Here is a 22,280-nt window from a genome sequence, read left to right as displayed (position 1 = left end):
GCAAAAACCCTTTTCACGGAGGCGCATCACCTGTGCGTACCAACACCCAGACCAAACGTGAGCTGGACAAGATCGACCGCAATATCCTGCGCATTCTCCAGGCGGACGGACGCATCTCCTTCACCGAGCTGGGGGAAAAGGTCGGCCTCTCCACCACGCCCTGCACCGAGCGGGTACGGCGCCTGGAGCGCGAGGGCATCATCATGGGCTACAACGCCCGGCTCAATCCGCAGCACTTGAAGGGTAGCCTGCTGGTGTTTGTCGAGATCAGTCTCGACTACAAATCCGGCGACACGTTCGAAGAGTTCCGACGCGCCGTGCTGAAACTGCCTCACGTGCTGGAATGTCACCTGGTGTCAGGGGACTTCGACTATCTGGTGAAAGCACGGATTTCCGAGATGGCTTCGTACCGCAAGCTGCTGGGCGACATCCTGCTCAAGCTGCCCCATGTGCGCGAATCCAAGAGCTACATCGTGATGGAAGAGGTGAAGGAGAGCTTGAACCTGCCAATTCCGGATTGAGCCTGGCTCAAGGCAATGGTTGTCTGGACGGACGCTTTCGCGAGCAAGCTCGCTCCCACACCGGTCAGAGGTGGATACACTCTTGTGAGCAACGGAGATCCATTGTGGGAGCGAGCTTGCTCGCGAAGACCGCGACTCGGTATCCCTGCCTGCTAGACCAACACCTGGCGAGTGCTGGCCATGTACTCATGAATCTGCTTCTCGACCCGCGGATGGATCAATTCCACCGGCCGCCGGCCATTGGGACACGGCAAGGTCGCGGTGGTGCCGAACAACCGGCAGATCAGCGGGCGCTCGTCGTAGACGGTGCAACCGTCGGGCCCCAGGTGCACGCAGTCGAGTGCGTCCATGGCCGCGTCCTGTTCGGCCCGGGTCTTGCGGGGCAAGCGGGCCATTTCCTCCGGCGAGGTGGTCACCGGACCACAGCAGTCATGGCAGCCGGGTACGCACTCGAACGAGGGAATCTGCTGGCGTAGCGTGCGAATTTTTTGACTGTTGCAGCTCATCGAGGCGGTTACCGAAGGAGACGGTCCAGGATTCTGCCTTAAAAGCCGCGCACCAGACAGCGCCAGCCGACCGGTGTTGCCCAGTAAGGAATCGCCAGCTTATGCTCCGTAAAATTTCTCAAACACAAAAATCAGGATTACGCACATGAACGCCCGTGTTCAGCAACCTGTCCCGAGCCACGCGCACGCCGCCTCTTATTACGCCGCCAGCAGCCTGCCGCAACCGGACCATCCGCTGCTGCAGGGTGAATTGCTGGCGGATGTCTGCGTGGTCGGCGGCGGGTTCTCCGGGTTGAACACGGCGATCGAACTGGCCGAGCGCGGCATGAGCGTGGTGCTGCTGGAAGCGCACCGGATCGGCTGGGGCGCCAGCGGGCGCAACGGCGGCCAATTGATTCGTGGCGTCGGCCATGGCCTCGATCAGTTTGCGCCGATCATCGGCGCCGACGGCGTGCGCCAGATGAAGCTCATGGGCCTTGAGGCCGTGGAAATCGTCCGACAGCGCGTCGAGCGTTTCCAGATCCCGTGCGACCTCACCTGGGGTTACTGCGACCTCGCCAACAAGCCCAGCGACCTGGAGGACTTCGCCGAAGACGCCGAAGAACTGCGCAGCCTGGGTTATCGCCATCCGACCCGACTGCTGCAAGCCAACGAAATGCACAGCGTCGTGGGTTCGGATCGCTACGTCGGTGGGTTGATCGACATGGGCTCGGGGCATCTGCATCCGCTGAACCTGGCCCTGGGTGAAGCCGCCGCCGCGCAACAGCTGGGGGTCAGGCTGTTCGAGCAATCAGCGGTCACACGTATCGACTACGGCCCTGAAATGAAGGTGCACACCCAACAGGGCTCAGTCCGCGCCAAGACGCTGGTGCTCGGCTGCAACGCTTACCTCAATGGACTCAATCCGCAACTGGGCGGCAAAGTGCTGCCGGCCGGCAGCTACATCATCGCCACCGAACCCTTGAGCCAGGCCCAGGCGCAGGCGTTGTTGCCACAGAACATGGCGGTCTGCGATCAACGTGTGGCGCTGGATTACTACCGGCTTTCGGCGGATCGACGCTTGCTGTTTGGTGGGGCCTGTCACTATTCCGGCCGCGACCCACAGGATATCGGCGCGTACATGCGGCCGAAGATGCTCAAGGTCTTCCCACAACTGGCAGATGTGACAATCGATTATCAATGGGGCGGGATGATTGGCATCGGCGCCAACCGTTTACCGCAGATCGGCCGGCTCAAGGATCAGCCTAATGTGTATTACGCCCAGGCCTATTCCGGCCATGGGGTGAATGCCACGCACCTGGCTGGCAAATTGTTGGCCGAAGCCATCAGCGGGCAGCACAGCAGCGGCTTCGATCTGTTCGCCCAGGTCCCGCACATGACCTTCCCTGGCGGCAAGCACCTGCGCTCGCCGCTGTTGGCGCTGGGGATGTTGTGGCATCGGTTGAAAGAGTTGGTTTAAAAGAATTCACCACGACTGACAACGCTATCGCGGGCAAGCCTTGCTCCCACAGGCCATTTCAATCTGTGGGAGCAAGGCTTGCCCGCGATAGCCGTCTCAGGGCCGGCACCACTTCAAAGCCGCCAGAACGGCCTGAGCCCCTCCTCCAACGCCTGCTGCCGAGTCAGCCCGATATCACGCAACTGTTCGGGTGTAAGTTCCAACAAGGCTTGGCGTGTATGCAGACGATGCCAGAACAGGGCCCAACGGCTCAGGCCGGACAGCGGATTGCGCAACATCGCACTACGCAGCCCCTTCTCCTGCCCTATCGCCAGTTCCTGACTGTGTAACGTCAGCCGCACATCGCTCAAGCCGTTCATTTTGATCGCTCCTGTTTACTTGGGTAGCCAGAGGTTTCATGATGCGCGGACGGTCAAAAGCAATACAGATTCAACTAATTTTTTTTATAAGCATACAGACTCGGTATTTCCGGCACTGAATTGTCATTTTCCACCCCAACTGTATCGGTTGCAGTGATCCATCTCATCGGGAGCGCACCATGACCCTCTACGTGAACCTCGCCGAATTGCTCGGTACCCGCATCGAACAGGGCTTCTACCGCCCCGGCGACCGGCTGCCATCAGTGCGGGCATTGAGCACGGAACATGGGGTCAGCTTGAGTACCGTGCAGCAGGCCTACCGCGTGCTGGAAGACAGTGGGCTGGCGATGCCGAGACCCAAGTCCGGCTATTTCGTACCCGTGGGCCGCGAACTGCCGGACCTGCCGGTGGTAGGCCGTCCGGCCCAGCGCCCAGTGGATATTTCCCAGTGGGACCAGGTGCTGGAGCTGATCCGCGCCGTACCGCGTCCGGACGTGGTGCAACTGGGACGCGGCATGCCGGATATCAATTCGCCGACCATGAAACCGCTGTTGCGCAGCCTGGCGCAGATCAGCCGCCGACAAGACATGCCCGGCCTGTATTACGACAACATCTACGGCAACCTCGCGCTACGTGAGCAGATCGCCCGGCTGTCGCTGGACTCCGGCTGCCAGCTGGGGCCCAACGATTTTATCGTCACCACTGGCTGCCATGAGGCCCTGTCGGTCAGCATCCGCGCCACCTGCGAACAGGGCGATATCGTCGCGGTGGACTCACCCAGTTTTCACGGGGCCATGCAAACCCTCAAGGGCCTGGGCATGAAGGCTTTGGAAATCCCCACCGACCCGCTCACCGGCATCAGCCTGGATGCACTGGAACTGGCGCTGGAGCAATGGCCGATCAAGGCCATACAGTTGACCCCCAGCTGCAATAACCCGCTGGGCTACATCATGCCCGACGCCAATAAACGCGCGCTGCTGACCCTGGCACAGCGCTTCGACGTGGCGATCATCGAAGATGATGTGTATGGCGAGTTGGCCTACACCTACCCTCGCCCGCGCACCATCAAGTCCTTCGATGAAGACGGCCGCGTCCTGCTCTGCAGTTCTTTTTCCAAGACCCTGGCGCCAGGGCTGCGTATTGGCTGGGTCGCGCCAGGCCGGTACCTGGAGCGGGCGCTGCACATGAAATACATCAGCACCGGCTCCACCGCGCCACAACCGCAGATCGCCATTGCCGAATTTCTCAAGGGTGGGCATTTCGAACCCCATTTGCGCCGGATGCGTACGCAATACCAGCGCAATCGCGACGTGATGATCGATTGGGTCAGCCGCTACTTTCCGCCGGGCACCCGGGCCAGTCGCCCGCGGGGCAGCTTCATGTTGTGGGTCGAGTTGCCGGACGGTTTCGACACGCTGAAGCTCAATCGGGTCCTGCTCGACCAAGGCGTGCAGGTCGCTGTCGGCAGCATCTTTTCGGCATCGGGCAAGTACCGCAACTGCCTGCGGATGAACTACGCTGCCAAGCCAACGGCCCAGATCGAAGAAGCCGTGCGCAAGGTCGGAACCGCCGCTATCGCGCTGTTGAACGAAACCCAGCGCGACGTCGTCTGAACTTTACCCAGGGAAGCAGCACCCAACAGCCGATCAACGTGAACAAGCGGAACGATCCTACGTGAGATCCAGACCGATCCTGCCTGCGCTGCTGCTAGTCGCCTCGCTGCTGAGCGGCTGCGCCAGTCTTGATGTCACCCGCGAGCCCTCCCAGGTCTTACCGGCCGCCGAATCTTCGTTCGGCCGCTCGGTCCAGGCCCAGGCTGCCGCCCATGAAGGTCGCTCGGGCTTTCGGCTACTGTCGGACAGCACCGACGCGTTCATCGCCCGGGCCGAGTTGATTCGCCACGCCCAAGGCAGCCTGGATTTGCAGTACTACATTGTCCATGACGGCATCAGCACGCGGATGCTCGTGGATGAATTGCTCAAGGCCGCCGACCGGGGCGTGCGCGTACGGATCCTGCTGGACGACACCACCAGCGATGGCCAGGATCAGATCATCGCGACCCTCGCCGCTCATCCGCAGATCCAGATCCGCCTGTTCAACCCGCTGCACCTGGGACGCGCCACCGGCGTGACCCGCAGCCTCGGGCGCCTGCTCAACCTGTCGCAGCAACACCGCCGGATGCACAACAAACTGTGGCTGGCGGACAACAGCATGGCCATCGTCGGCGGCCGCAACCTGGGCGATGAGTATTTCGACGCCGAACCCAACCTGAACTTCACCGACATCGACCTGCTCAGTGTCGGGCCAGTGGCCGAACAATTGGGGCACAGCTTCGACCAGTACTGGAACAGCGCCCTGAGCAAACCCATCGAACAGTTCCTGTCTCATCGCCCCACGCCCAAGGACCTGGCCAACAGCCGCCTGCGCCTGCAAGAATCCATGGAGCAGACCCAAAAGGAAAATCACGCGCTCTACCAGCAATTGACCGCCTACAAGACCCAACCGCGCCTGGACACCTGGCGCGGCCAGTTGATCTGGGCCTGGAACAAGGCGCTGTGGGACGCGCCCAGCAAGGTGCTGGCCAAGGACGAGCCGGATCCGCAGCTATTGCTGACTACGCAACTGGCACCCGAGCTGACGGGCGTCAGCAAAGAACTGATCATGATTTCCGCCTACTTCGTCCCCGGTCAGCCAGGTTTGGTCTATCTGACCAGTCGCGCCGATGCCGGCGTGTCGGTGAGCCTGCTGACCAACTCCCTGGAAGCCACCGACGTGCCCGCCGTGCACGGCGGCTATGCGCCGTACCGCAAAGCCCTGCTGCAACATGGTGTACGCCTGTTCGAGCTTCGCCGACAACCGGGCGACAAAGGCAGCAGCCCTCACCTGTTCTACAGCAAGTCCTACGGCCAATCGGACTCCAGCCTACACAGCAAAGCGATCATCTTCGACCAGCAGAAATCGTTCATCGGCTCGTTCAATTTCGACCCGCGCTCGGTGCTGTGGAACACCGAAGTCGGCGTGCTGGTGGACAGCCCTGAACTCGCCGGCCAAGTGCGCGACCTGGCCTTGCAGGGCATGGCGCCGGCCCTGAGTTATCAGGCCAGGCTGGAGGATGGAAGGCTTGTATGGACCACCGAAGACAACGGCCAGACGCACGACCTGGACCGCGAACCGGGCAGTTGGTGGCGCCGGTTCAATGCCTGGTTCAGCACGACGGTCGGGTTGGAGCGGATGTTGTAATCCAGCGGGGTGTTCAAGCGGTTTGGGTGGTCCCGAATGCTCCTTGGCGCAACAGCAGGATCACCAGGCCAAACGCCCCTGCCGCCATGAACAGAGGCAGCGCATGCCCGCTGATCCACTGGCTGCCCGCTCCTGCCGCCAGTGGGCCGATCAGGCAACCAAGGCCCCACAGTTGCGCGACGTGAGCGTTGGCCCGCACCAGCGCATCGTCGCGGTAACGCTCGCCGATCAGGATCAGCGACAACGTGAACAAACCGCCAGCACTGGCGCCGAACAGCACCCACAGCGGCCAGATCAACAAAGTATCGATCAAAAGCGGAACCGCCAGGCTCGACAACATCAGCACCACCGCACAGCCCGTCAACAGCGCCCGGCGAGACACGCGATCGGCCAGCGCGCCGATGGGCAACTGCAACAGGGCATCACCGACCACCACGGTGCTGACCATCGCCAGCGCTATGTCGGCGGTGAAGCCCTGGCGCAGGCAATACACCGGCAGCAACGTGAGGATCATGGCCTCGAACGCGGCGAACAACGAGACCGCCCAGGCAATCGCCGGCAAGCCTCGGCAAAACGTCCACAAGTCGCCAAACGTCACGCCGCCGGCCTCGCTGCTCGGTGCACCGCTACGGCCCAGCAACAGCAAGGGTGCGCTCAGCAGCAAACCGACACCCACCCAGAACCCATAGTCATGATCGGTCCCCAGCGCACCCAGCAGCAGCGGGCCGGACAACTGGCTCAGGGCGTAGCTGCTGCCGTACAGCGCCACCAGTCGCCCACGCCATTTCTCAATGACCAGTTGATTGATCCAGCTTTCACCGAGAATGAACACCAGGGTCAGGACCACGCCAATCACCAGGCGCAGCAGCAACCAGACCGGATAGCTGGGCAACAGCGCCAGCAACCCGATGGAGACCGCGCCGCCCCACAGGCACAGGCGCATCAACACCGCCGTGCCAAACCGCGCCGCCAGCCGGCTGGACATCTTGGCCCCGAGCAGCACCCCCACGGCCGGCATGGCGGCCATCACGCCAATGGCGAACGAGCCATAGCCCCAGCCCTCCAGGCGCAGCGACACCAGCGGCATGCTCACACCCAAGGCCAGGCCGACACTCAGGACAGACGCCAACACCGCGAAATAGGTCGCCCAACGCATTTCCACGCTCCTGTGGAGGGTTATCAATCTCAACCATCCCCCAAAACACTGTGGGAGCGAGCTTGCTCGCGATGACGGCGCAACATTCAACAAAGTCGTCGACTGTCATACCGCTATCGCGAGCAAGCTCGCTCCCACAGGGGGGATCAGCGCTGCATGAGACCCCGGACAGGATCCGGGGCCCCCATTGTCAGAGCTTGATCCAGGTCGACTTCAGCTCGGTGTACTTGTCGAACGCATGCAGCGACTTGTCGCGACCGTTGCCCGATTGCTTGAAACCACCGAACGGCGCGGTCATGTCGCCGCCGTCGTACTGGTTGACCCATACGCTGCCGGCACGCAGGGCCTTGGCGGTCAGGTGGGCCTTGGAGATGTCCTTGGTCCATACCGCCGCGGCCAGGCCGTACGGCGTGTCGTTGGCGATCTCGATGGCCTGCTCGGCGGTGTCGAAAGCAATCACCGACAACACCGGGCCGAAAATCTCCTCCTGGGCGATTTTCATCGCGTTGCTCACGCCATCGAAAATCGTCGGCTCGACGTACGTACCGCCCGTTTCCTCAAGGATGCGCTTGCCGCCAGCCACCAGTTTGGCGCCGTCGCTGTGCCCGGCCTCGATGTAGGACAGCACGGTGTTCATCTGCTGGGTATCGACCAGGGCGCCCACATTGGTGGCCGGGTCCAGCGGGTTACCTGGCTTCCAGCCCTTGAGGGCTTCGATCACCAGTGGCAGGAACGTATCCTTGATGGAACGCTCCACCAACAGCCGCGAGCCGGCGGTGCAGACTTCGCCCTGATTGAAGGCGATGGCGCTGGCGGCGGATTCGGCGGCGGCTTGCAGGTCCGGGGCATCGGCGAACACGATGTTCGGGCTCTTGCCGCCGGCTTCCAGCCAGATACGCTTCATGTTGGATTCGCCGGAGTAGATCATCAGTTGCTTGGCGATCTTGGTAGAACCGGTGAACACCAACGTATCGACGTCCATATGCAGGGCCAGGGCCTTGCCGACAGTGTGGCCATAGCCTGGCAGCACGTTCAGCACGCCTTTCGGAATGCCGGCCTCGATCGCCAGTGCGGCGATGCGGATGGCGGTCAACGGGGATTTTTCCGACGGTTTGAGCACCACCGAGTTACCGGTGGACAGCGCCGGGCCGAGCTTCCAGCAGGCCATCATCAACGGGAAGTTCCAGGGCACGATAGCGCCCACGACACCCACCGGCTCACGGGTTACCAGGCCCAACTGGTCGTGCGGCGTGGCCGCCACTTCGTCGTAGAGCTTGTCGATGGCTTCGCCGCTCCAGCTCAAGGCTTGGGCCGCGCCGGGAACGTCGATGTTCAGGGAGTCACTGATCGGCTTGCCCATGTCCAGGGTTTCGAGCAGCGCCAGTTCTTCGGCATGCTGCTTGAGCAGGCCGGCAAAACGAATCATGGTGGTTTTGCGCTTGCTCGGTGCCAGGCGCGACCAGACGCCGGAATTGAACGTGGCACGGGCGTTTTCGACCGCACGCTGGGCGTCGGCAACGTCACAGCTGGCGATCTTGCCCAGCAGGCGGCCATCGACCGGGCTGAGGCAATCGAAGGTTTCGCCGGACACCGCATCGGTGTACTCGCCGTTGATGAAGGCGCGGCCTTCGATCTTCAGGTCGCGGGCGCGTTGTTCCCAGTCGGCACGAGTCAGGGTGGTCATGCGTGTGTCCTCCTCTTATTGAGTACGAACGCCGCGCGGTGCGCAGCGCTCAAAAGAATTCTGCCCAACCAGCCTGGTTTCGGCGCCGTTTTCGGCATAGGGCACCCGCCACCCTAAACCAGCGGCTGGTCATGTTTCAATATATTTGACACAACGCTGGCAAACGACCTTGCGATGTTCGTTTTAATAAACATAGACTCGAGGCCTTCCAAGCGATCACTGGGGATCACCCGCATGAGCATTCAGGACATCGTTGATTTCAGCCAGGCCAATACCACCGCCGAACGTTATCGCCCGGACCCGGCCAAGGTGTTCAAGGGCGATCCCGAGCAAACCGTGTTCAACCACTACAGCAGCCCCTGCGGGCAAATGAACGCGGGCGTATGGGAAGGCGCCGTCGGCCAGTGGACGGTCAATTACACCGAGCATGAGTATTGCGAGATCGTCCAGGGCGTTTCCGTGCTTCGGGACGACGATGGCAATGCCAAGACCCTGCGGGCCGGTGACCGTTTCGTGATTCCAGCGGGGTTCAAGGGTACTTGGGAAGTGTTGGAACCGTGCCGCAAGATTTATGTGGTGTTCGAACAGAAGGCTTGAGGACTTGTGTGGCCTGGGCCGGCCTCACGGGCAACAAAAAAGGCCCGTATCTCGCGATACGGGCCTTTTTCGTAAGAAGGAAAAAATCAATTACTTGATTTTGCCTTCCTTGTAGATCACGTGCTTGCGAACAACCGGATCATATTTCTTGATCTCGATTTTGTCCGGGGTAGTACGCTTGTTCTTGTCGGTAGTGTAGAAGTGACCAGTACCGGCGCTCGAGATCAAACGAATCAATTCACGCATGATTAGCTCCCTTAAACCTTGCCATCGCGACGAAGTTCGGCCAGCACGACACTGATGCCACGCTTGTCGATGATACGCATGCCCTTGGCAGATACGCGCAGACGCACAAAACGTTTCTCTTCTTCAACCCAGAAGCGGTGATGCTGCAGGTTCGGCAGGAAACGACGACGGGTTTTGTTGTTTGCGTGGGAAATGTTATTCCCAGTCACCGGACCCTTACCGGTAACTTGACAGACTCTCGACATGCCTCAGCCCTCTAAAACCACATGCCCAACCCGGCATGGGTTGGCCGCTTAATCTCTCAGTCATTTGGCGCCAGGCGCCGCGTTTCTTTAAGGGTCTTACCGGCTACACCTACAGTGAAGGAACCGGGCCCCTAGAAAAGAGCGCTGCTTTATACCAGAAAGACCACAGCGCAACAACAGCCGATGTGATTTGTCTTCATGGCGAATCATCGACCAACCGCCCCGGGCGGCGGGGGCAGAGGCTGGCACAGCCCCTTACCGCTCGTCGCTGCATGCAGGTTTTTTTCACCGGCGGCGTTTTTTAGTCCATCAAGGCGCCGGCGCAGAGTGCCGGAAAATGCAAAAAGGGGATAGTCATTTAGCGGCGAGCCCACTAGGGTAGGCCTTTTCCAGACTGCACTCGCAGATGGGCCTTCGACTTGCACAGGAAACCGACCATGCGCCTCGCTGCCCTACCATTGTTGCTCGCCCCTCTGCTGATCACCCCGCAGGCCTTGGCCGCCGCCCTGAGCGTCTGCACCGAAGCCAGCCCGGAAGGGTTCGATGTCGTCCAGTACAACTCCCTGACGACCACCAACGCCTCCGCCGACGTGCTGATGAACCGCCTGGTGGACTTCGACACCGCCAGCGGCAAAGTGGTCCCGAGCCTGGCCGAGCGCTGGGAAGTCTCCACCGATGGCCTGGCCTATGTGTTCAAGCTGCGGCCACAGGTCAAGTTCCACCACACCGACTACTTCACGCCGCGCCGTGACCTGACCGCCGAGGACGTGAAGTTCAGCTTCGAGCGCATGCTCGACCCGGCGAACCCCTGGCACAAGGTGGCGCAAAGCGGCTTCCCCCACGCCCAGTCCATGCAACTGCCGGCGCTGATCAAGAAAGTCGACGCACTGGACCCGCTGACCGTGCGCTTCACCCTCGATCACGCCGACTCGACCTTCCTGGCGACGCTGAGCATGGGTTTTGCCTCCATTTATTCGGCCGAATACGCCGACCAGTTGATGAAGTCCGGTACGCCGGAAAAGCTCAACAGCCTGCCGATCGGCACCGGCCCGTTCATTTTCAGCCGGTTCCAGAAGGACGCCTCGATTCGCTACAAGGCCAACGACGCCTATTTTGGCGGCAAGCCTCAAGTGGACCCGCTGGTCTTCGCCATCACGCCGGACGCCAATGTGCGCCTGCAGAAACTGCGCCGCAACGAATGCCAGATCGCCCTGTCGCCCAAGCCGCTGGACGTACAAGCCGCCAAGCAAGAACCTACGCTGAAGGTCGAGCAGACCGACGCTTTCATGACCGCGTTCGTGGCGATCAACAGCCAGCATCCACCGCTGGACAAGCCTGAGGTGCGCCAAGCCATCAACCTGGCCTTCGACAAGGCCAGCTATCTGAAGACCGTCTTCGAAGGTACCGCCGAAGCCGCCAATGGCCCCTACCCGCCCAACACCTGGAGCTACGCCAAAAACCTGCCCGGCTACGCCCATGACCTGGCCAAAGCCCGCGACCTGATGGCCAAGGCCGGATTGAAGGAAGGCTTCCAGACCACCATCTGGACCCGCCCTTCCGGCAGCCTGCTGAACCCCAACCCCAGCGCTGGCGCACAACTGCTGCAGTCCGACCTGGCGCAGATTGGCATCCAGGCCGAGATCCGGGTGATCGAATGGGGCGAACTGATCCGTCGCGCCAAGGCCGGCGAACATGATTTGCTGTTCATGGGTTGGGCCGGCGACAACGGCGACCCGGACAACTTCCTCACGCCACAGTTTTCCTGTGCGGCGGTCAAGTCCGGCACCAACTTCGCCCGCTACTGCAATCCCGACCTGGACAAACTGATCAGCGCCGGCAAGACCACCGGCGAACAGGGCGTGCGGGCCAAGCTCTACGAACAGGCCCAGGCCCAGATCCAGCAACAGGCCCTGTGGCTGCCCCTGGCGCACCCAACCGCGTTCGCCCTGACCCGCAAGGATGTGCAGGGTTATGCGGTGAGCCCGTTTGGGCGCCAGGATTACTCCAAGGTCAGCATCAAATAACCCCAGCCCCACAGCCCCCTTCTGTGGGGGCCTGTGGGAGCAAAGGGATTATTCAAGCCTGATCAGGCCTACATCCACCCACGCTCCGCCATCGACAACGGCTCCCCATCGCCAACGATGAAATGGTCGAGCACCCGCACATCGATCAGCTCCAGCGCCTCCTGAAGCCGCTCAGTGAGCACCCGGTCGGCCTGGCTGGGCTCGGTGTTGCCGGAGGGGTGGTTGTGGCACAGGATCAACGCGGCGGCGTTGTGGGCCAGGGCGCGCTTGACGACCTGCCGGGGATGGACACTGGCGCTGTCGATAGAGCCGCGAAACAGCGCCTCGAAGGTCAGCACCTGGTGCTTGGAATTGAGAAACAGGCAACCGAACACCTCGTGGGGTTCGTGACGCAGCATCGATTTCAGGTACTCACGCACCGCGAACGGGCTTTCCAGCGAGGTTTTTTCCCGTGCCCGTTCAGCCAAATGCCGACGGCTCATTTCCTGAGCCGCTTGCAGCTGGGCAAACTTCGCCGGCCCGAGCCCCATATGATTACTGAATGTGATCTGATCGGCTTCAAGCAGCGCGCGCAGGCTGCCAAATTGAATCAATAGTTGTCGCGCCAGATCCACCGCGCTTTTGCCCGACACGCCGGTGCGTAAAAAAATCGCCAGCAGCTCGGCGTCCGAAAGACTCCCCGCCCCTAGCGCCAATAACCGCTCCCGTGGCCGCTCGGCCGCGGGCCAATCGCGAATACTCATGGCATCTCCCTGATTGTGGGCGCCGCTGTTCCGTAGCGGTCGCTGTGATATCGTAGCCCATCTTTTTTGCAGGCGATTTGCACCCTGGCAGCTGCTGCCAAGGGGTTCGCCTTGCACTGACCACTGAAATCGAAAGGCAGGCCTATGCAGCGGCTGTATCGGAAACGCATCGTTCTGGGCGTCGGCGGCGGCATTGCCGCCTACAAGAGCGCCGAGCTGGTTCGCAGGCTTATCGACCAGGGCGCGGAAGTACGGGTCGTCATGACCCGCGGTGGCAGCGAGTTCATTACCCCGCTGACCATGCAAGCCCTGTCCGGGCACCCGGTCCACCTGGATTTGCTCGACCCGGCGGCCGAAGCCGCCATGGGTCATATCGAACTGGCCAAGTGGGCCGACCTGGTACTGATCGCCCCGGCCACGGCCGACCTGATCGCCCGTTTGGCCCAAGGTATCGCCGACGACCTCCTGACCACCCTGGTGCTCGCCACCGACGCGGTGGTCGCCGTGGCGCCGGCCATGAACCAGGCCATGTGGCGCGACCCGGCCACCCAGGCCAACCTGCAATTGCTCGAAAGCCGCGCCCTGAAAGTCTTCGGTCCGGCCTCCGGGAGCCAGGCCTGCGGCGATGTCGGCATGGGCCGCATGCTCGAAGCCACCGACCTGGCCCAGTGCGCCGCCGACTGCTTCCAGCACCAGGCCCTGACCGGCAAGCACGTGCTGATCACCGCCGGACCGACCCAGGAAAACATCGACCCGGTGCGCTACATCACCAACCACAGCTCCGGAAAAATGGGCTTCGCCCTGGCCGAAGCCGCCGTGGAAGCCGGCGCCCGGGTGACGCTGATCACCGGTCCCGTGCACCTGCCGACGCCGGACCGGGTCACGCGAATCGATGTGGTCAGCGCCCGGGACATGCTCGCGGCCTGCGAAGCAGCTATCCCCTGCGACCTGTTCATCGCCTCGGCGGCGGTGGCGGACTACCGCCCCGAAGTCGTTGCCCCGCAAAAATTGAAGAAAGACCCTACAAGCGGCGACGGCTTGCTACTGCAAATGGTGCGCAACCCGGACATCCTGGCCAGCATCGCCACCCGCCCCGACCGCCCGTTCAGTGTCGGCTTTGCCGCCGAGACCGAACACCTGCTCGATTACGCCGCACGCAAGCTCAAGGACAAGAACCTCGACTTGATCGTCGCCAACGACGTGGCCAACCCGAGCATCGGCTTCAACAGCGAAGAAAACGCCTGCAGCGTGATCGACCGCCAGTTGCACGCCACACTTTTCGCCCAGACCAGCAAGAGCAAGATTGCCCGCCAGCTGATCACTTTTATCGCCGAACGTCTGAACCAGGTTTAATGTCATGCACGCCCTACAAGCCAAGATCCTCGACCCACGCATCGGCAACGAATTCCCGCTGCCGCAATACGCCACACCAGGCTCCGCCGGCCTCGACCTGCGGGCGATGCTCAAGCAGGACACAATCCTGGAGCCGGGCCAGACCCTGTTGATTCCTACCGGTCTGTCGGTGTACATCGGCGACCCGGGCCTGGCCGCGCTGATCCTGCCGCGCTCGGGCTTGGGCCATAAGCACGGCATCGTGCTGGGCAACCTGGTGGGCCTGATCGACTCCGATTACCAGGGCGAACTGATGGTGTCATGCTGGAACCGCGGCCAAACGGCCTTCAACATTGCCGTGGGCGAACGCATCGCGCAGTTGGTGCTGGTGCCGGTGGTCCAGGCCCACTTCGAACTGGTCGAAGAATTCGACGAAAGCCAACGCGGCGCGGGTGGTTTCGGGCATTCCGGCAGCCATTGACCGGTGGTTACAGGCCGGGCGTCCTGCCCGGCCCGTTTGTGAAGCTTGTGTTTCAGGACAAAAAATGCGCAATGGCTTTCTGCTAGGTTTCCCACCCGGAATCAATGTATTAGGCGAGCGAGGCCGGGGTAACGCTGTCTCATGGCACTTTCCCACCACGAACTCTCTGTCAAAAACGCCGTCATACCCTTCAGCTTGAGCCTGCCGATGCTAACCGTCGGCCTGTCCAGTCACTTTCCTGATAGAGCGCCCCGCCCATGAACACCCCAGCCGCAATCGCCCCGATCTTCCCTGACAGCATCTTCCGCGCCTACGACATCCGTGGCGTGGTACCGGAAACCCTCACAGCCGAAACCGCCTACTGGATCGGCCGCGCCATTGGCACCCAAAGCCTGGCCCAGGGCGAACCGAACGTGTGCGTCGGCCGTGATGGCCGCTTGTCGGGCCCCGAGCTGGTCGAACAACTGATCAAAGGCGTTGCCGACAGTGGCTGCCACGTCAGCGACGTGGGCCTGGTGCCGACCCCGGCGCTGTACTACGCCGCCAACGTGTTGGCCGGCAAGTCCGGGGTGATGCTCACCGGCAGCCACAACCCGTCGAACTACAACGGTTTCAAGATCGTCATCGCTGGCGACACCCTCGCCAACGAGCAGATCCAGGCCCTGCATACCCGCCTCAAGACCAATGACCTGAGCAGCGGCCAGGGCAGCGTGACCAAGGTCGATATCCTTCCACGCTACAACGATGAGATCGTCAAGGACGTGAAACTCGCCCGTCGCCTGAAGGTGGTGGTCGATTGCGGCAACGGCGCGGCTGGCGTGATCGCCCCGCAACTGATCGAAGCCCTGAACTGCGAAGTCATCCCGCTGTTCTGCGACGTGGACGGCAACTTCCCTAACCACCACCCGGATCCGGGCAAGCTGGAAAACCTCGAAGACCTGATCGCCAAGGTCAAGGAAACCAACGCCGACCTGGGCCTGGCCTTCGACGGCGACGGCGACCGCGTGGGCGTAGTGACCAATACCGGCAGCGTGGTGTTCCCGGACCGCCTGCTGATGCTGTTCGCCAAGGACGTGGTGGCGCGCAACCCGGATGCCGAGATCATTTTCGACGTCAAATGCACCCGTCGCCTGGTGCCGCTGATCAAGGAATATGGCGGTCGTCCACTGATGTGGAAAACCGGTCACTCGTTGATCAAGAAGAAAATGAAACAGAGCGGCGCCCTGCTGGCCGGCGAAATGAGCGGCCACATCTTCTTCAAGGAACGCTGGTTCGGTTTTGACGACGGCATCTACAGCGCCGCGCGCCTGCTGGAAATCCTCAGCAAAGAGAAATCCACCGCCGAAGAGCTGTTCGCAACCTTCCCGAACGATATTTCTACGCCAGAAATCAATATCCATGTGACCGAAGAGAGCAAATTCAGCATCATTGATGCACTGCACGACGCTCAATGGGGCGAAGGCGCCGAACTGACCACCATCGATGGTGTGCGGGTCGACTATCCCCACGGCTGGGGCCTGGTTCGCGCATCCAACACCACGCCGGTGCTGGTACTGCGTTTCGAGGCCGACAACGAAGCCGAACTGCAGCGCATCAAGGATGTGTTCCACACCCAACTCAAACGTGTTGCACCTGATCTCCAACTACCGTTTTGATTTTTTGAAGCACTACCGGAGCCCTGAATGACCCTCGAACGCGAAGCCGCCGCCAACACCGCCAAGGTCCTGTCCGAAGCGTTGCCTTATATCCGACGCTACGTCGGCAAGACCCTGGTGATCAAATACGGCGGCAACGCGATGGAAAGCGAGGAGCTCAAGACCGGCTTCGCCCGCGACATCGTGCTGATGAAGGCCGTGGGCATCAACCCGGTGGTCGTACACGGTGGTGGCCCGCAGATCGGTGACTTGCTCAAGCGCCTGTCGATCGAAAGCCACTTCATCGATGGCATGCGCGTGACCGACGCGCAGACCATGGATGTGGTGGAAATGGTCCTGGGCGGCCAGGTCAACAAGGACATCGTCAACCTGATCAACCGTCATGGCGGTAGCGCCATCGGCCTGACAGGCAAGGACGCCGAGCTGATCCGGGCGAAGAAACTCACCGTCACCCGCCAGACACCGGAGATGACCCAGCCGGAAATCATCGACATCGGTCATGTGGGCGAAGTGGTCGGTATCAACACCGACCTGCTGAACCTGCTGGTCAAGGGCGACTTCATCCCGGTGATCGCGCCCATCGGCGTGGGCGCCAACGGCGAGTCGTACAACATCAACGCCGACCTGGTGGCGGGCAAGGTTGCAGAGGCACTGAAAGCTGAAAAGCTGATGCTGCTGACCAACATCGCCGGCCTGATGGACAAGTCGGGCAAGGTCCTGACCGGACTGTCGACCCAACAGGTCGATGACCTGATCGCCGATGGCACCATCTACGGCGGCATGCTGCCGAAGATCCGTTGCGCACTGGAAGCGGTACAAGGCGGCGTCGGCAGCTCGTTGATCATCGACGGCCGGGTACCAAATGCGATCCTGCTGGAGATCTTCACCGACACCGGCGTAGGTACGTTGATCAGCAATCGCAAGCGTCCTTAAGCGATACCGGTAAAAAAAGACCCCGCTCAACCTGGTTGAGCGGGTTTTTTTTTACCCACCGACTCCCACAAGGGAATGTGCAAATCTTTAAACGCCGAACTGCGCCCGATAAGCCTCAACCGCCGGCAAATGCTGCTTGAGCTGCGGATCGTCGGCCAAAAACTCCAGCACCTGGTTCAGCGACACAATGCTGATCACCGGAATGCCAAAGTCGCGCTCCACTTCCTGGATCGCCGACAGCTCACCGTTGCCGCGCTCCTGGCGGTTCAGGGCAATCAGCACGCCAGCGGCCTTGGCGCCTTCCTGGGAACCGATGATCTGCATCACTTCACGAATGGCAGTGCCGGCAGTGATGACGTCGTCGATGATCAACACGTCGCCGGTCAGCGGTGCACCCACCAGGCTGCCGCCTTCGCCGTGGGCCTTGGCTTCCTTGCGGTTGAAGCACCAAGGCAAGTCGCGCCCGTGGTGTTCGGCCAGGGCGACGGCAGTGGTGGCGGCCAGCGGGATGCCTTTGTAGGCCGGGCCGAACAGCACATCGAACGGGATACCGCTCTCGACGATGGCTGCCGCATAGAAACGACCCAGTTGCGCCAGGGCGGAACCGGTGTTGAACAGGCCGGCATTGAAGAAGTACGGGCTGGTGCGCCCGGACTTGAGGGTGAACTCACCGAAGCGCAAAACGCCGCGATCGATGGCAAAGCGAATGAAATCGCGCTGATACGCCTGCATGAAAAAAGCCTCAAATACCGCGGATTTAGCTAAATAGGTACACGGCGTGTATCATACACGCACGTGATTTTTGGGGCCATTTATGCGGATCATCAGTGTGAACGTCAATGGTATTCAGGCTGCAGTCGAGCGTGGTTTGCTCAGTTGGCTGCAAGCACAGAATGCCGACGTCATCTGCCTGCAGGACACCCGCGCCTCCGCCTTTGAACTGGACGATGCAGCCTTCCAACTGGATGGTTACTTCCTTTATGCCTGCGATGCCGAAGTCCCCGCCCAGGGTGGCGTGGCTTTGTACTCGCGGCTGCAGCCGAAGGCTGTCATCAACGGTCTCGGTTTCGAGACGGCGGACCGCTACGGGCGCTACCTGCAAGCCGATTTCGACAAGGTCAGCATCGCGACCTTACTGCTCCCTTCGGGGCAGAACGGCGATGAAGATTTGAATCAGAAATTCAAGTTGATGGACGACTTCGCCCGTTATCTGGATAAACAGCGGCGCAAACGTCGCGAGTACATCTATTGTGGCTCGCTGTACGTGGCGCAACAGAAGCTGGATATCAAGAACTGGCGCGACAGCCAACAATCTCCTGGCTTCCTGGCGCCGGAACGGGCCTGGATGGACGAGATCATTGGCAACATGGGTTATGTCGACGCCCTGCGTGAAGTCAGCCGTGAAGGCGACCAGTACAGCTGGTGGCCGGACAACGAACAGGCCGAGATGCTCAACCTTGGCTGGCGCTTCGACTACCAGCTGCTGACGCCTGGGCTGCGCCGCTTCGTACGCAGCGCCCGCCTGCCGCGCCAGCCACGGTTCTCGCAGCATGCGCCGCTGATCGTGGATTACGACTGGACGCTGACTATCTAAGTGTCGTTTCGCAACCACAAAAAAACCGACAGCCGTGTCGGTTTTTTTGTGGACAACCATTTCCACTGTGGGAGTGAGCCTGCTCGCGATGGCGCAGTTACATTCAACATTGATGTTGACTGACACACAGCTATCGCGAGCAGGCTCGCCCCCACAGGGGGTTACTCATCGATCGTTATTTGACCAACCGCCAGGTAAACGGATACCGATACGGCTGCCCTTCATTGGCCTTCACGCCACCAATGATGGTCAACACCAACGCACCAATGGCCACCAGGCCGAAGAGGAAGAAGCCGATCACCACGACCATCAGCAGCAAGCTGATCGCCGAGGCAATCGCCACGGTGATCTGGAAGTTCAGCGCTTCCTTGCCCTGGGCATCGATGAACGGGTCGGACTCACGCTTGAGCTGCCAGAGCACCAGCGGCCCGATCAGCGTGCCGAACGGAATCCAGATCCCCAACAAGGCGGACAGGTGACAAAACATTGCCCATTGACGCGCCTCTTTGCTCGGCTGGGGCAGCAGGATTTGCTCATCACTCATGACGCTCTCCTTGTCTTGAAGCGGGAATCGATCAGTCAGCCAAGGCGGCCTTTTGCAGTTCGAAGATTTCGTTCATGCCTTTCTTCGCCAACTCCAGCATAGCGTTCAATTCTTCCGGCTGGAACGGCGCGCCCTCGGCAGTGCCCTGGACTTCGATGAAACCGCCAGCACTGGTCATGACCACGTTCAGGTCAGTCTCGGCGGCGGAGTCTTCCAGGTAATCCAGGTCCAGTACCGGCTCGCCCTGGTACATGCCCACGGACACAGCAGCGATCATTTGCTTGAGCGGGTCGCCACCCTTGAGGCCACCGCGCTTCTTGATCACTTTCAAGGCATCGACCAGGGCGACCATGGCCCCAGTGATGGAGGCTGTACGCGTGCCGCCGTCGGCCTGGATCACGTCGCAATCGACATACAGTGTCACGTCGCCCAACTTGGACATGTCCAGAGCAGCACGCAGCGAACGGCCGATCAAGCGTTGGATTTCCAGGGTACGGCCGCCCTGCTTGCCACGGCTGGCCTCGCGCTGGTTCCGCTCACCGGTGGCGCGCGGCAGCATGCCGTATTCGGCCGTCAACCAACCCTGGCCCTGACCCTTGAGGAACCGTGGCACGCCGTTTTCGACACTGACGGTGCAGATGACCTTGGTATCACCGAATTCGACCAGTACAGATCCCTCGGCGTGTTTGGTGTAGTTGCGGGTAATGCGGATCGAGCGAAGCTGATCGGCAGCGCGACCACTTGGACGTTTCATAGGGAATACCTGTACGGAGGACGGAAAACTGCCGAGCATTATAGAGCCGTGAATCGTCATAGGGCAGTTAAACGTCGCGCGGCTCTAAAAAGCCGGCGCGAGCGAAGCCGCGCAGAGGTCCGCCCGACGGGCTGCCACGCTTTGTCGCAAGCGCGGTTGGGGCATACGCCTCACTGCGCTACAATCCTGCGCCTTTGCTGCCCTTGGGCTTTTAATTTACAGACTCCAGGCCCACGACCACCGTCGTGCCGGCCTGCATTGCGAGGAACCTCCATGGTGCACAGCATGACCGCCTTCGCCCGCGTCGAAAAAGCCGGGGCCCAAGGCACGCTGAGCTGGGAACTGCGCTCGGTCAACAGCCGCTACCTGGAGCCGCACCTGCGCCTGCCCGAGTCTTTCCGCGACCTGGAAGGGGGTGTACGCGAGGCACTGCGCCAGGGCCTGTCCCGGGGCAAGCTGGAATGCACCCTGCGCTTCACTGAAGAAAGCACTGGCAAAGCCTTGCAAGTGGACCGCGAGCGCGCCGCGCAACTGGTCGCCGCCGCCGAAACCGTCGCCAGCCTGATCAAGAACCCTGCTGCCCTGAATCCACTGGAAGTCCTGGCTTGGCCCGGCGTGCTGGTGGGCGATGCGAGCGACCCACAGGCGCTGAACGCCGAGGCGATGGCACTGTTCAATGAAGGCCTCAAGGAACTCAAGGCCGGCCGCGAGCGCGAAGGCGCGGAGCTGGCCCGGCTGATCAACGAGCGCCTGACCTCCATTGAAGAAGACGTCAGCACCCTGCGCGAACTGGTCCCGCAGATGCTCGCCACCCAGCGCCAGAAAGTCCTCGACCGTTTCACCGACATGAAGGCCGAGCTGGACCCGCAACGCCTGGAACAGGAAATGGTCATGCTCGCGCAAAAGAGCGACGTGGCCGAAGAACTGGATCGCCTGAGCACCCACATCATCGAAGTTCGCCGGGTGCTCAAGTCCGGCGGTGCGGCCGGTCGCCGCCTCGACTTCCTGATGCAGGAGCTCAACCGCGAAGCCAATACACTGGGCTCCAAAGCCTTCGACCCGCGCAGCACCCAGGCGGCGGTCAACCTCAAGGTGTTGATCGAACAAATGCGCGAACAAGTGCAGAACATTGAGTAAGGCTAACGACATGACCCACAGCACCGGCACCCTCTACATCATTTCCGCGCCCTCGGGCGCCGGCAAGACCAGCCTGGTCAAGGCACTGATCGACGCCGAACCGCAGATCCGCGTCTCGGTCTCGCACACCACCCGCGCCATGCGCCCGGGCGAAGTGAATGGTGTGAACTATCACTTCGTCGACCGCGAAGAGTTCGTGAAGATGGCCGAGCACGGCGACTTCCTGGAGCGCGCCGAAGTTTTCGGCAACCTTTATGGCACTTCGCAAAGCTACTTGCAGCAGACCCTGGACGAAGGTCACGACCTGATCCTGGAAATCGACTGGCAAGGCGCCGAGCAGGTGCGCAAGCTGATGCCCCAGGCCCGGTCGATCTTCATCCTGCCGCCAAGCCAGCAAGCCTTGCGCCAGCGCCTGACCAACCGTGGCCAGGACAGCGACGACATCATCGAGGGCCGGATGCGCGAAGCGGTCAGCGAGATGAGTCACTACGTCGACTATGATTATCTGATCATCAACGACGATTTCGCCCACGCGCTGGACGACCTGAAGGCGATTTTCCGCGCCAGCCAGCTGCAGCAGAAACGCCAACAGCAACGTTTCGGCAAATTATTAGCCGAATTGTTGGGCTGAACAGCCCTTCCCAAAACCGCTGCGACGGCTTTACATTGGTAGTCGCAGCGCGCCGAGGGGTTTGGTTAAAAAATCAGCGCTTCCCTAAACGCTGGTGTTTTTTTAAACTGTCGAGTCCGCTCGCCCAACCGGGCAGCGCGCATATTGCATTCGCTCCGAGGAATACCATGGCCCGCGTAACCGTTGAAGACTGCCTAGAACACGTGGAAAACCGCTTTGAGCTGGTCATGCTCTCTACCAAGCGTGCCCGTCAACTGGCCACCGGTGGCAAAGAGCCGTTGGTCCAGTGGGAAAACGACAAGCCTACCGTAGTAGCGCTGCGTGAAATCGCCGAAGGCCTGATGAGCTACGAGTTCATCGCCAACGCTGAAATCGTCGAAGACGAACCGCTGTTCGCAGCGTTCGAGGACGAGTCCAACGAGGCGGTCTAAGCCTATGC

23 protein-coding genes and 1 pseudogene are annotated in these 22,280 nt (G+C 61.2%); 14 read left to right on the top strand and 10 right to left on the bottom strand.

Features of this window, described 5'->3' with window-relative positions; translation table 11 throughout:
• The first annotated feature begins 32 nt into the window (after positions 1–32).
• Positions 33–521, top strand: a complete 489-nt coding sequence (locus tag AB4O22_RS27685; protein WP_003206849.1) for an Lrp/AsnC ligand binding domain-containing protein — start codon at positions 33–35, stop codon at positions 519–521.
• 152 nt (positions 522–673) lie between these two features.
• Here the strand turns inward: AB4O22_RS27685 and AB4O22_RS27680 are convergent, their stop codons facing one another.
• On the bottom strand, positions 674–1,027 hold the full coding sequence (locus AB4O22_RS27680) for a YkgJ family cysteine cluster protein (RefSeq protein ID WP_092442997.1): 354 nt from the start codon (positions 1,025–1,027) through the stop codon (positions 674–676).
• A 145-nt stretch (positions 1,028–1,172) separates the two neighbouring features.
• Here AB4O22_RS27680 and AB4O22_RS27675 point away from each other — a divergent pair, with 145 nt between their 5' ends.
• A complete protein-coding gene (locus tag AB4O22_RS27675; RefSeq protein ID WP_460097609.1) occupies positions 1,173–2,486 on the top strand; it encodes an NAD(P)/FAD-dependent oxidoreductase in 1,314 nt (437 codons plus the stop codon).
• A 113-nt stretch (positions 2,487–2,599) separates the two neighbouring features.
• Here the strand turns inward: AB4O22_RS27675 and AB4O22_RS27670 are convergent, their stop codons facing one another.
• A complete protein-coding gene (locus AB4O22_RS27670) occupies positions 2,600–2,845 on the bottom strand; it encodes a DUF1127 domain-containing protein (RefSeq protein WP_223471332.1) in 246 nt (81 codons plus the stop codon).
• A 179-nt stretch (positions 2,846–3,024) separates the two neighbouring features.
• On the opposite strand from AB4O22_RS27670, the gene AB4O22_RS27665 reads away from it, so the two are divergent.
• Entirely contained in the window at positions 3,025–4,458 is a 1,434-nt protein-coding gene (locus tag AB4O22_RS27665) for an aminotransferase-like domain-containing protein (protein WP_053163615.1), read from the top strand.
• 61 nt (positions 4,459–4,519) lie between these two features.
• Positions 4,520–6,085 carry a phospholipase D family protein gene (locus tag AB4O22_RS27660; protein WP_053163618.1) on the top strand — a complete coding sequence of 522 codons (1,566 nt, stop codon included), beginning with the start codon at positions 4,520–4,522 and terminating at the stop codon, positions 6,083–6,085.
• Positions 6,086–6,098: 13 nt separating this feature from the next.
• Here the strand turns inward: AB4O22_RS27660 and AB4O22_RS27655 are convergent, their stop codons facing one another.
• Together AB4O22_RS27655 and AB4O22_RS27650 are read right to left on the bottom strand one after the other, a co-directional pair.
• Positions 6,099–7,241 carry an MFS transporter gene (locus AB4O22_RS27655; RefSeq protein ID WP_053163620.1) on the bottom strand — a complete coding sequence of 381 codons (1,143 nt, stop codon included), beginning with the start codon at positions 7,239–7,241 and terminating at the stop codon, positions 6,099–6,101.
• Between the two features lie 190 nt (positions 7,242–7,431).
• The gene (locus AB4O22_RS27650) at positions 7,432–8,925 is read right to left on the bottom strand and encodes an aldehyde dehydrogenase (protein ID WP_003206859.1); all 1,494 of its coding nucleotides are present in this window, start codon (positions 8,923–8,925) and stop codon (positions 7,432–7,434) included.
• A gap of 234 nt (positions 8,926–9,159) precedes the next feature.
• Here AB4O22_RS27650 and AB4O22_RS27645 point away from each other — a divergent pair, with 234 nt between their 5' ends.
• Positions 9,160–9,522 (top strand): cupin domain-containing protein, encoded by a 363-nt coding sequence (locus tag AB4O22_RS27645; protein ID WP_003206861.1) that lies wholly within the window; start codon positions 9,160–9,162, stop codon positions 9,520–9,522.
• A gap of 90 nt (positions 9,523–9,612) precedes the next feature.
• On the opposite strand, the gene rpmG is transcribed toward AB4O22_RS27645, so the two are convergent.
• Positions 9,613–9,768, bottom strand: a complete 156-nt coding sequence (gene rpmG / locus AB4O22_RS27640; protein WP_003177274.1) for a 50S ribosomal protein L33 — start codon at positions 9,766–9,768, stop codon at positions 9,613–9,615.
• 11 nt (positions 9,769–9,779) lie between these two features.
• Positions 9,780–10,013, bottom strand: a complete 234-nt coding sequence (gene rpmB / locus AB4O22_RS27635; protein ID WP_003177273.1) for a 50S ribosomal protein L28 — start codon at positions 10,011–10,013, stop codon at positions 9,780–9,782.
• 437 nt (positions 10,014–10,450) lie between these two features.
• On the opposite strand from rpmB, the gene AB4O22_RS27630 reads away from it, so the two are divergent.
• On the top strand, positions 10,451–12,037 hold the full coding sequence (locus AB4O22_RS27630) for an ABC transporter substrate-binding protein (RefSeq protein ID WP_460097606.1): 1,587 nt from the start codon (positions 10,451–10,453) through the stop codon (positions 12,035–12,037).
• A gap of 68 nt (positions 12,038–12,105) precedes the next feature.
• Here AB4O22_RS27630 and radC read toward each other — a convergent pair whose 3' ends face one another.
• Positions 12,106–12,780 carry a RadC family protein gene (gene radC, locus AB4O22_RS27625; protein ID WP_214510116.1) on the bottom strand — a complete coding sequence of 225 codons (675 nt, stop codon included), beginning with the start codon at positions 12,778–12,780 and terminating at the stop codon, positions 12,106–12,108.
• A gap of 144 nt (positions 12,781–12,924) precedes the next feature.
• Between radC and coaBC the strand changes: the two genes are divergently transcribed.
• From coaBC to argB, 4 genes and pseudogenes are all read left to right on the top strand, one after another.
• The gene (gene coaBC / locus AB4O22_RS27620; protein ID WP_223471325.1) at positions 12,925–14,133 is read left to right on the top strand and encodes a bifunctional phosphopantothenoylcysteine decarboxylase/phosphopantothenate--cysteine ligase CoaBC; all 1,209 of its coding nucleotides are present in this window, start codon (positions 12,925–12,927) and stop codon (positions 14,131–14,133) included.
• Positions 14,134–14,137: 4 nt separating this feature from the next.
• A complete protein-coding gene (gene dut / locus AB4O22_RS27615) occupies positions 14,138–14,593 on the top strand; it encodes a dUTP diphosphatase (RefSeq protein WP_003206867.1) in 456 nt (151 codons plus the stop codon).
• 251 nt (positions 14,594–14,844) lie between these two features.
• Positions 14,845–16,248, top strand: a pseudogene (locus AB4O22_RS27610) (phosphomannomutase/phosphoglucomutase); the annotation flags it as partial.
• A gap of 27 nt (positions 16,249–16,275) precedes the next feature.
• On the top strand, positions 16,276–17,181 hold the full coding sequence (gene argB / locus AB4O22_RS27605) for an acetylglutamate kinase (RefSeq protein ID WP_003206871.1): 906 nt from the start codon (positions 16,276–16,278) through the stop codon (positions 17,179–17,181).
• 87 nt (positions 17,182–17,268) lie between these two features.
• Here the strand turns inward: argB and pyrE are convergent, their stop codons facing one another.
• Positions 17,269–17,913, bottom strand: coding sequence for an orotate phosphoribosyltransferase (gene pyrE, locus AB4O22_RS27600; RefSeq protein WP_003206873.1), 645 nt, complete (start codon positions 17,911–17,913; stop codon positions 17,269–17,271).
• Positions 17,914–17,995: 82 nt separating this feature from the next.
• Here pyrE and AB4O22_RS27595 point away from each other — a divergent pair, with 82 nt between their 5' ends.
• Positions 17,996–18,775 carry an exodeoxyribonuclease III gene (locus tag AB4O22_RS27595; RefSeq protein ID WP_013694557.1) on the top strand — a complete coding sequence of 260 codons (780 nt, stop codon included), beginning with the start codon at positions 17,996–17,998 and terminating at the stop codon, positions 18,773–18,775.
• Positions 18,776–18,950: 175 nt separating this feature from the next.
• Here the strand turns inward: AB4O22_RS27595 and AB4O22_RS27590 are convergent, their stop codons facing one another.
• A complete protein-coding gene (locus AB4O22_RS27590; protein WP_013694558.1) occupies positions 18,951–19,319 on the bottom strand; it encodes a DUF4870 domain-containing protein in 369 nt (122 codons plus the stop codon).
• A gap of 31 nt (positions 19,320–19,350) precedes the next feature.
• Positions 19,351–20,073 (bottom strand): ribonuclease PH, encoded by a 723-nt coding sequence (rph, locus tag AB4O22_RS27585; protein WP_003177262.1) that lies wholly within the window; start codon positions 20,071–20,073, stop codon positions 19,351–19,353.
• A gap of 273 nt (positions 20,074–20,346) precedes the next feature.
• Between rph and AB4O22_RS27580 the strand changes: the two genes are divergently transcribed.
• From AB4O22_RS27580 to rpoZ, 3 genes are all read left to right on the top strand, one after another.
• Complete coding sequence (locus AB4O22_RS27580) at positions 20,347–21,210, top strand: YicC/YloC family endoribonuclease (RefSeq protein WP_003206875.1); 864 nt, start codon at positions 20,347–20,349, stop codon at positions 21,208–21,210.
• Positions 21,211–21,220: 10 nt separating this feature from the next.
• Complete coding sequence (gene gmk / locus AB4O22_RS27575) at positions 21,221–21,841, top strand: guanylate kinase (RefSeq protein ID WP_003206877.1); 621 nt, start codon at positions 21,221–21,223, stop codon at positions 21,839–21,841.
• A 167-nt stretch (positions 21,842–22,008) separates the two neighbouring features.
• Entirely contained in the window at positions 22,009–22,272 is a 264-nt protein-coding gene (rpoZ, locus tag AB4O22_RS27570; RefSeq protein ID WP_003177259.1) for a DNA-directed RNA polymerase subunit omega, read from the top strand.
• Positions 22,273–22,280 lie beyond the last annotated feature (8 nt).

It is taken from the genome of Pseudomonas sp. S3_B11, from assembly GCF_054667715.1.
The sequence above is the reverse complement of the archived record's forward strand: the minus strand, read 5'-3'. Positions and strand labels throughout refer to the sequence as shown.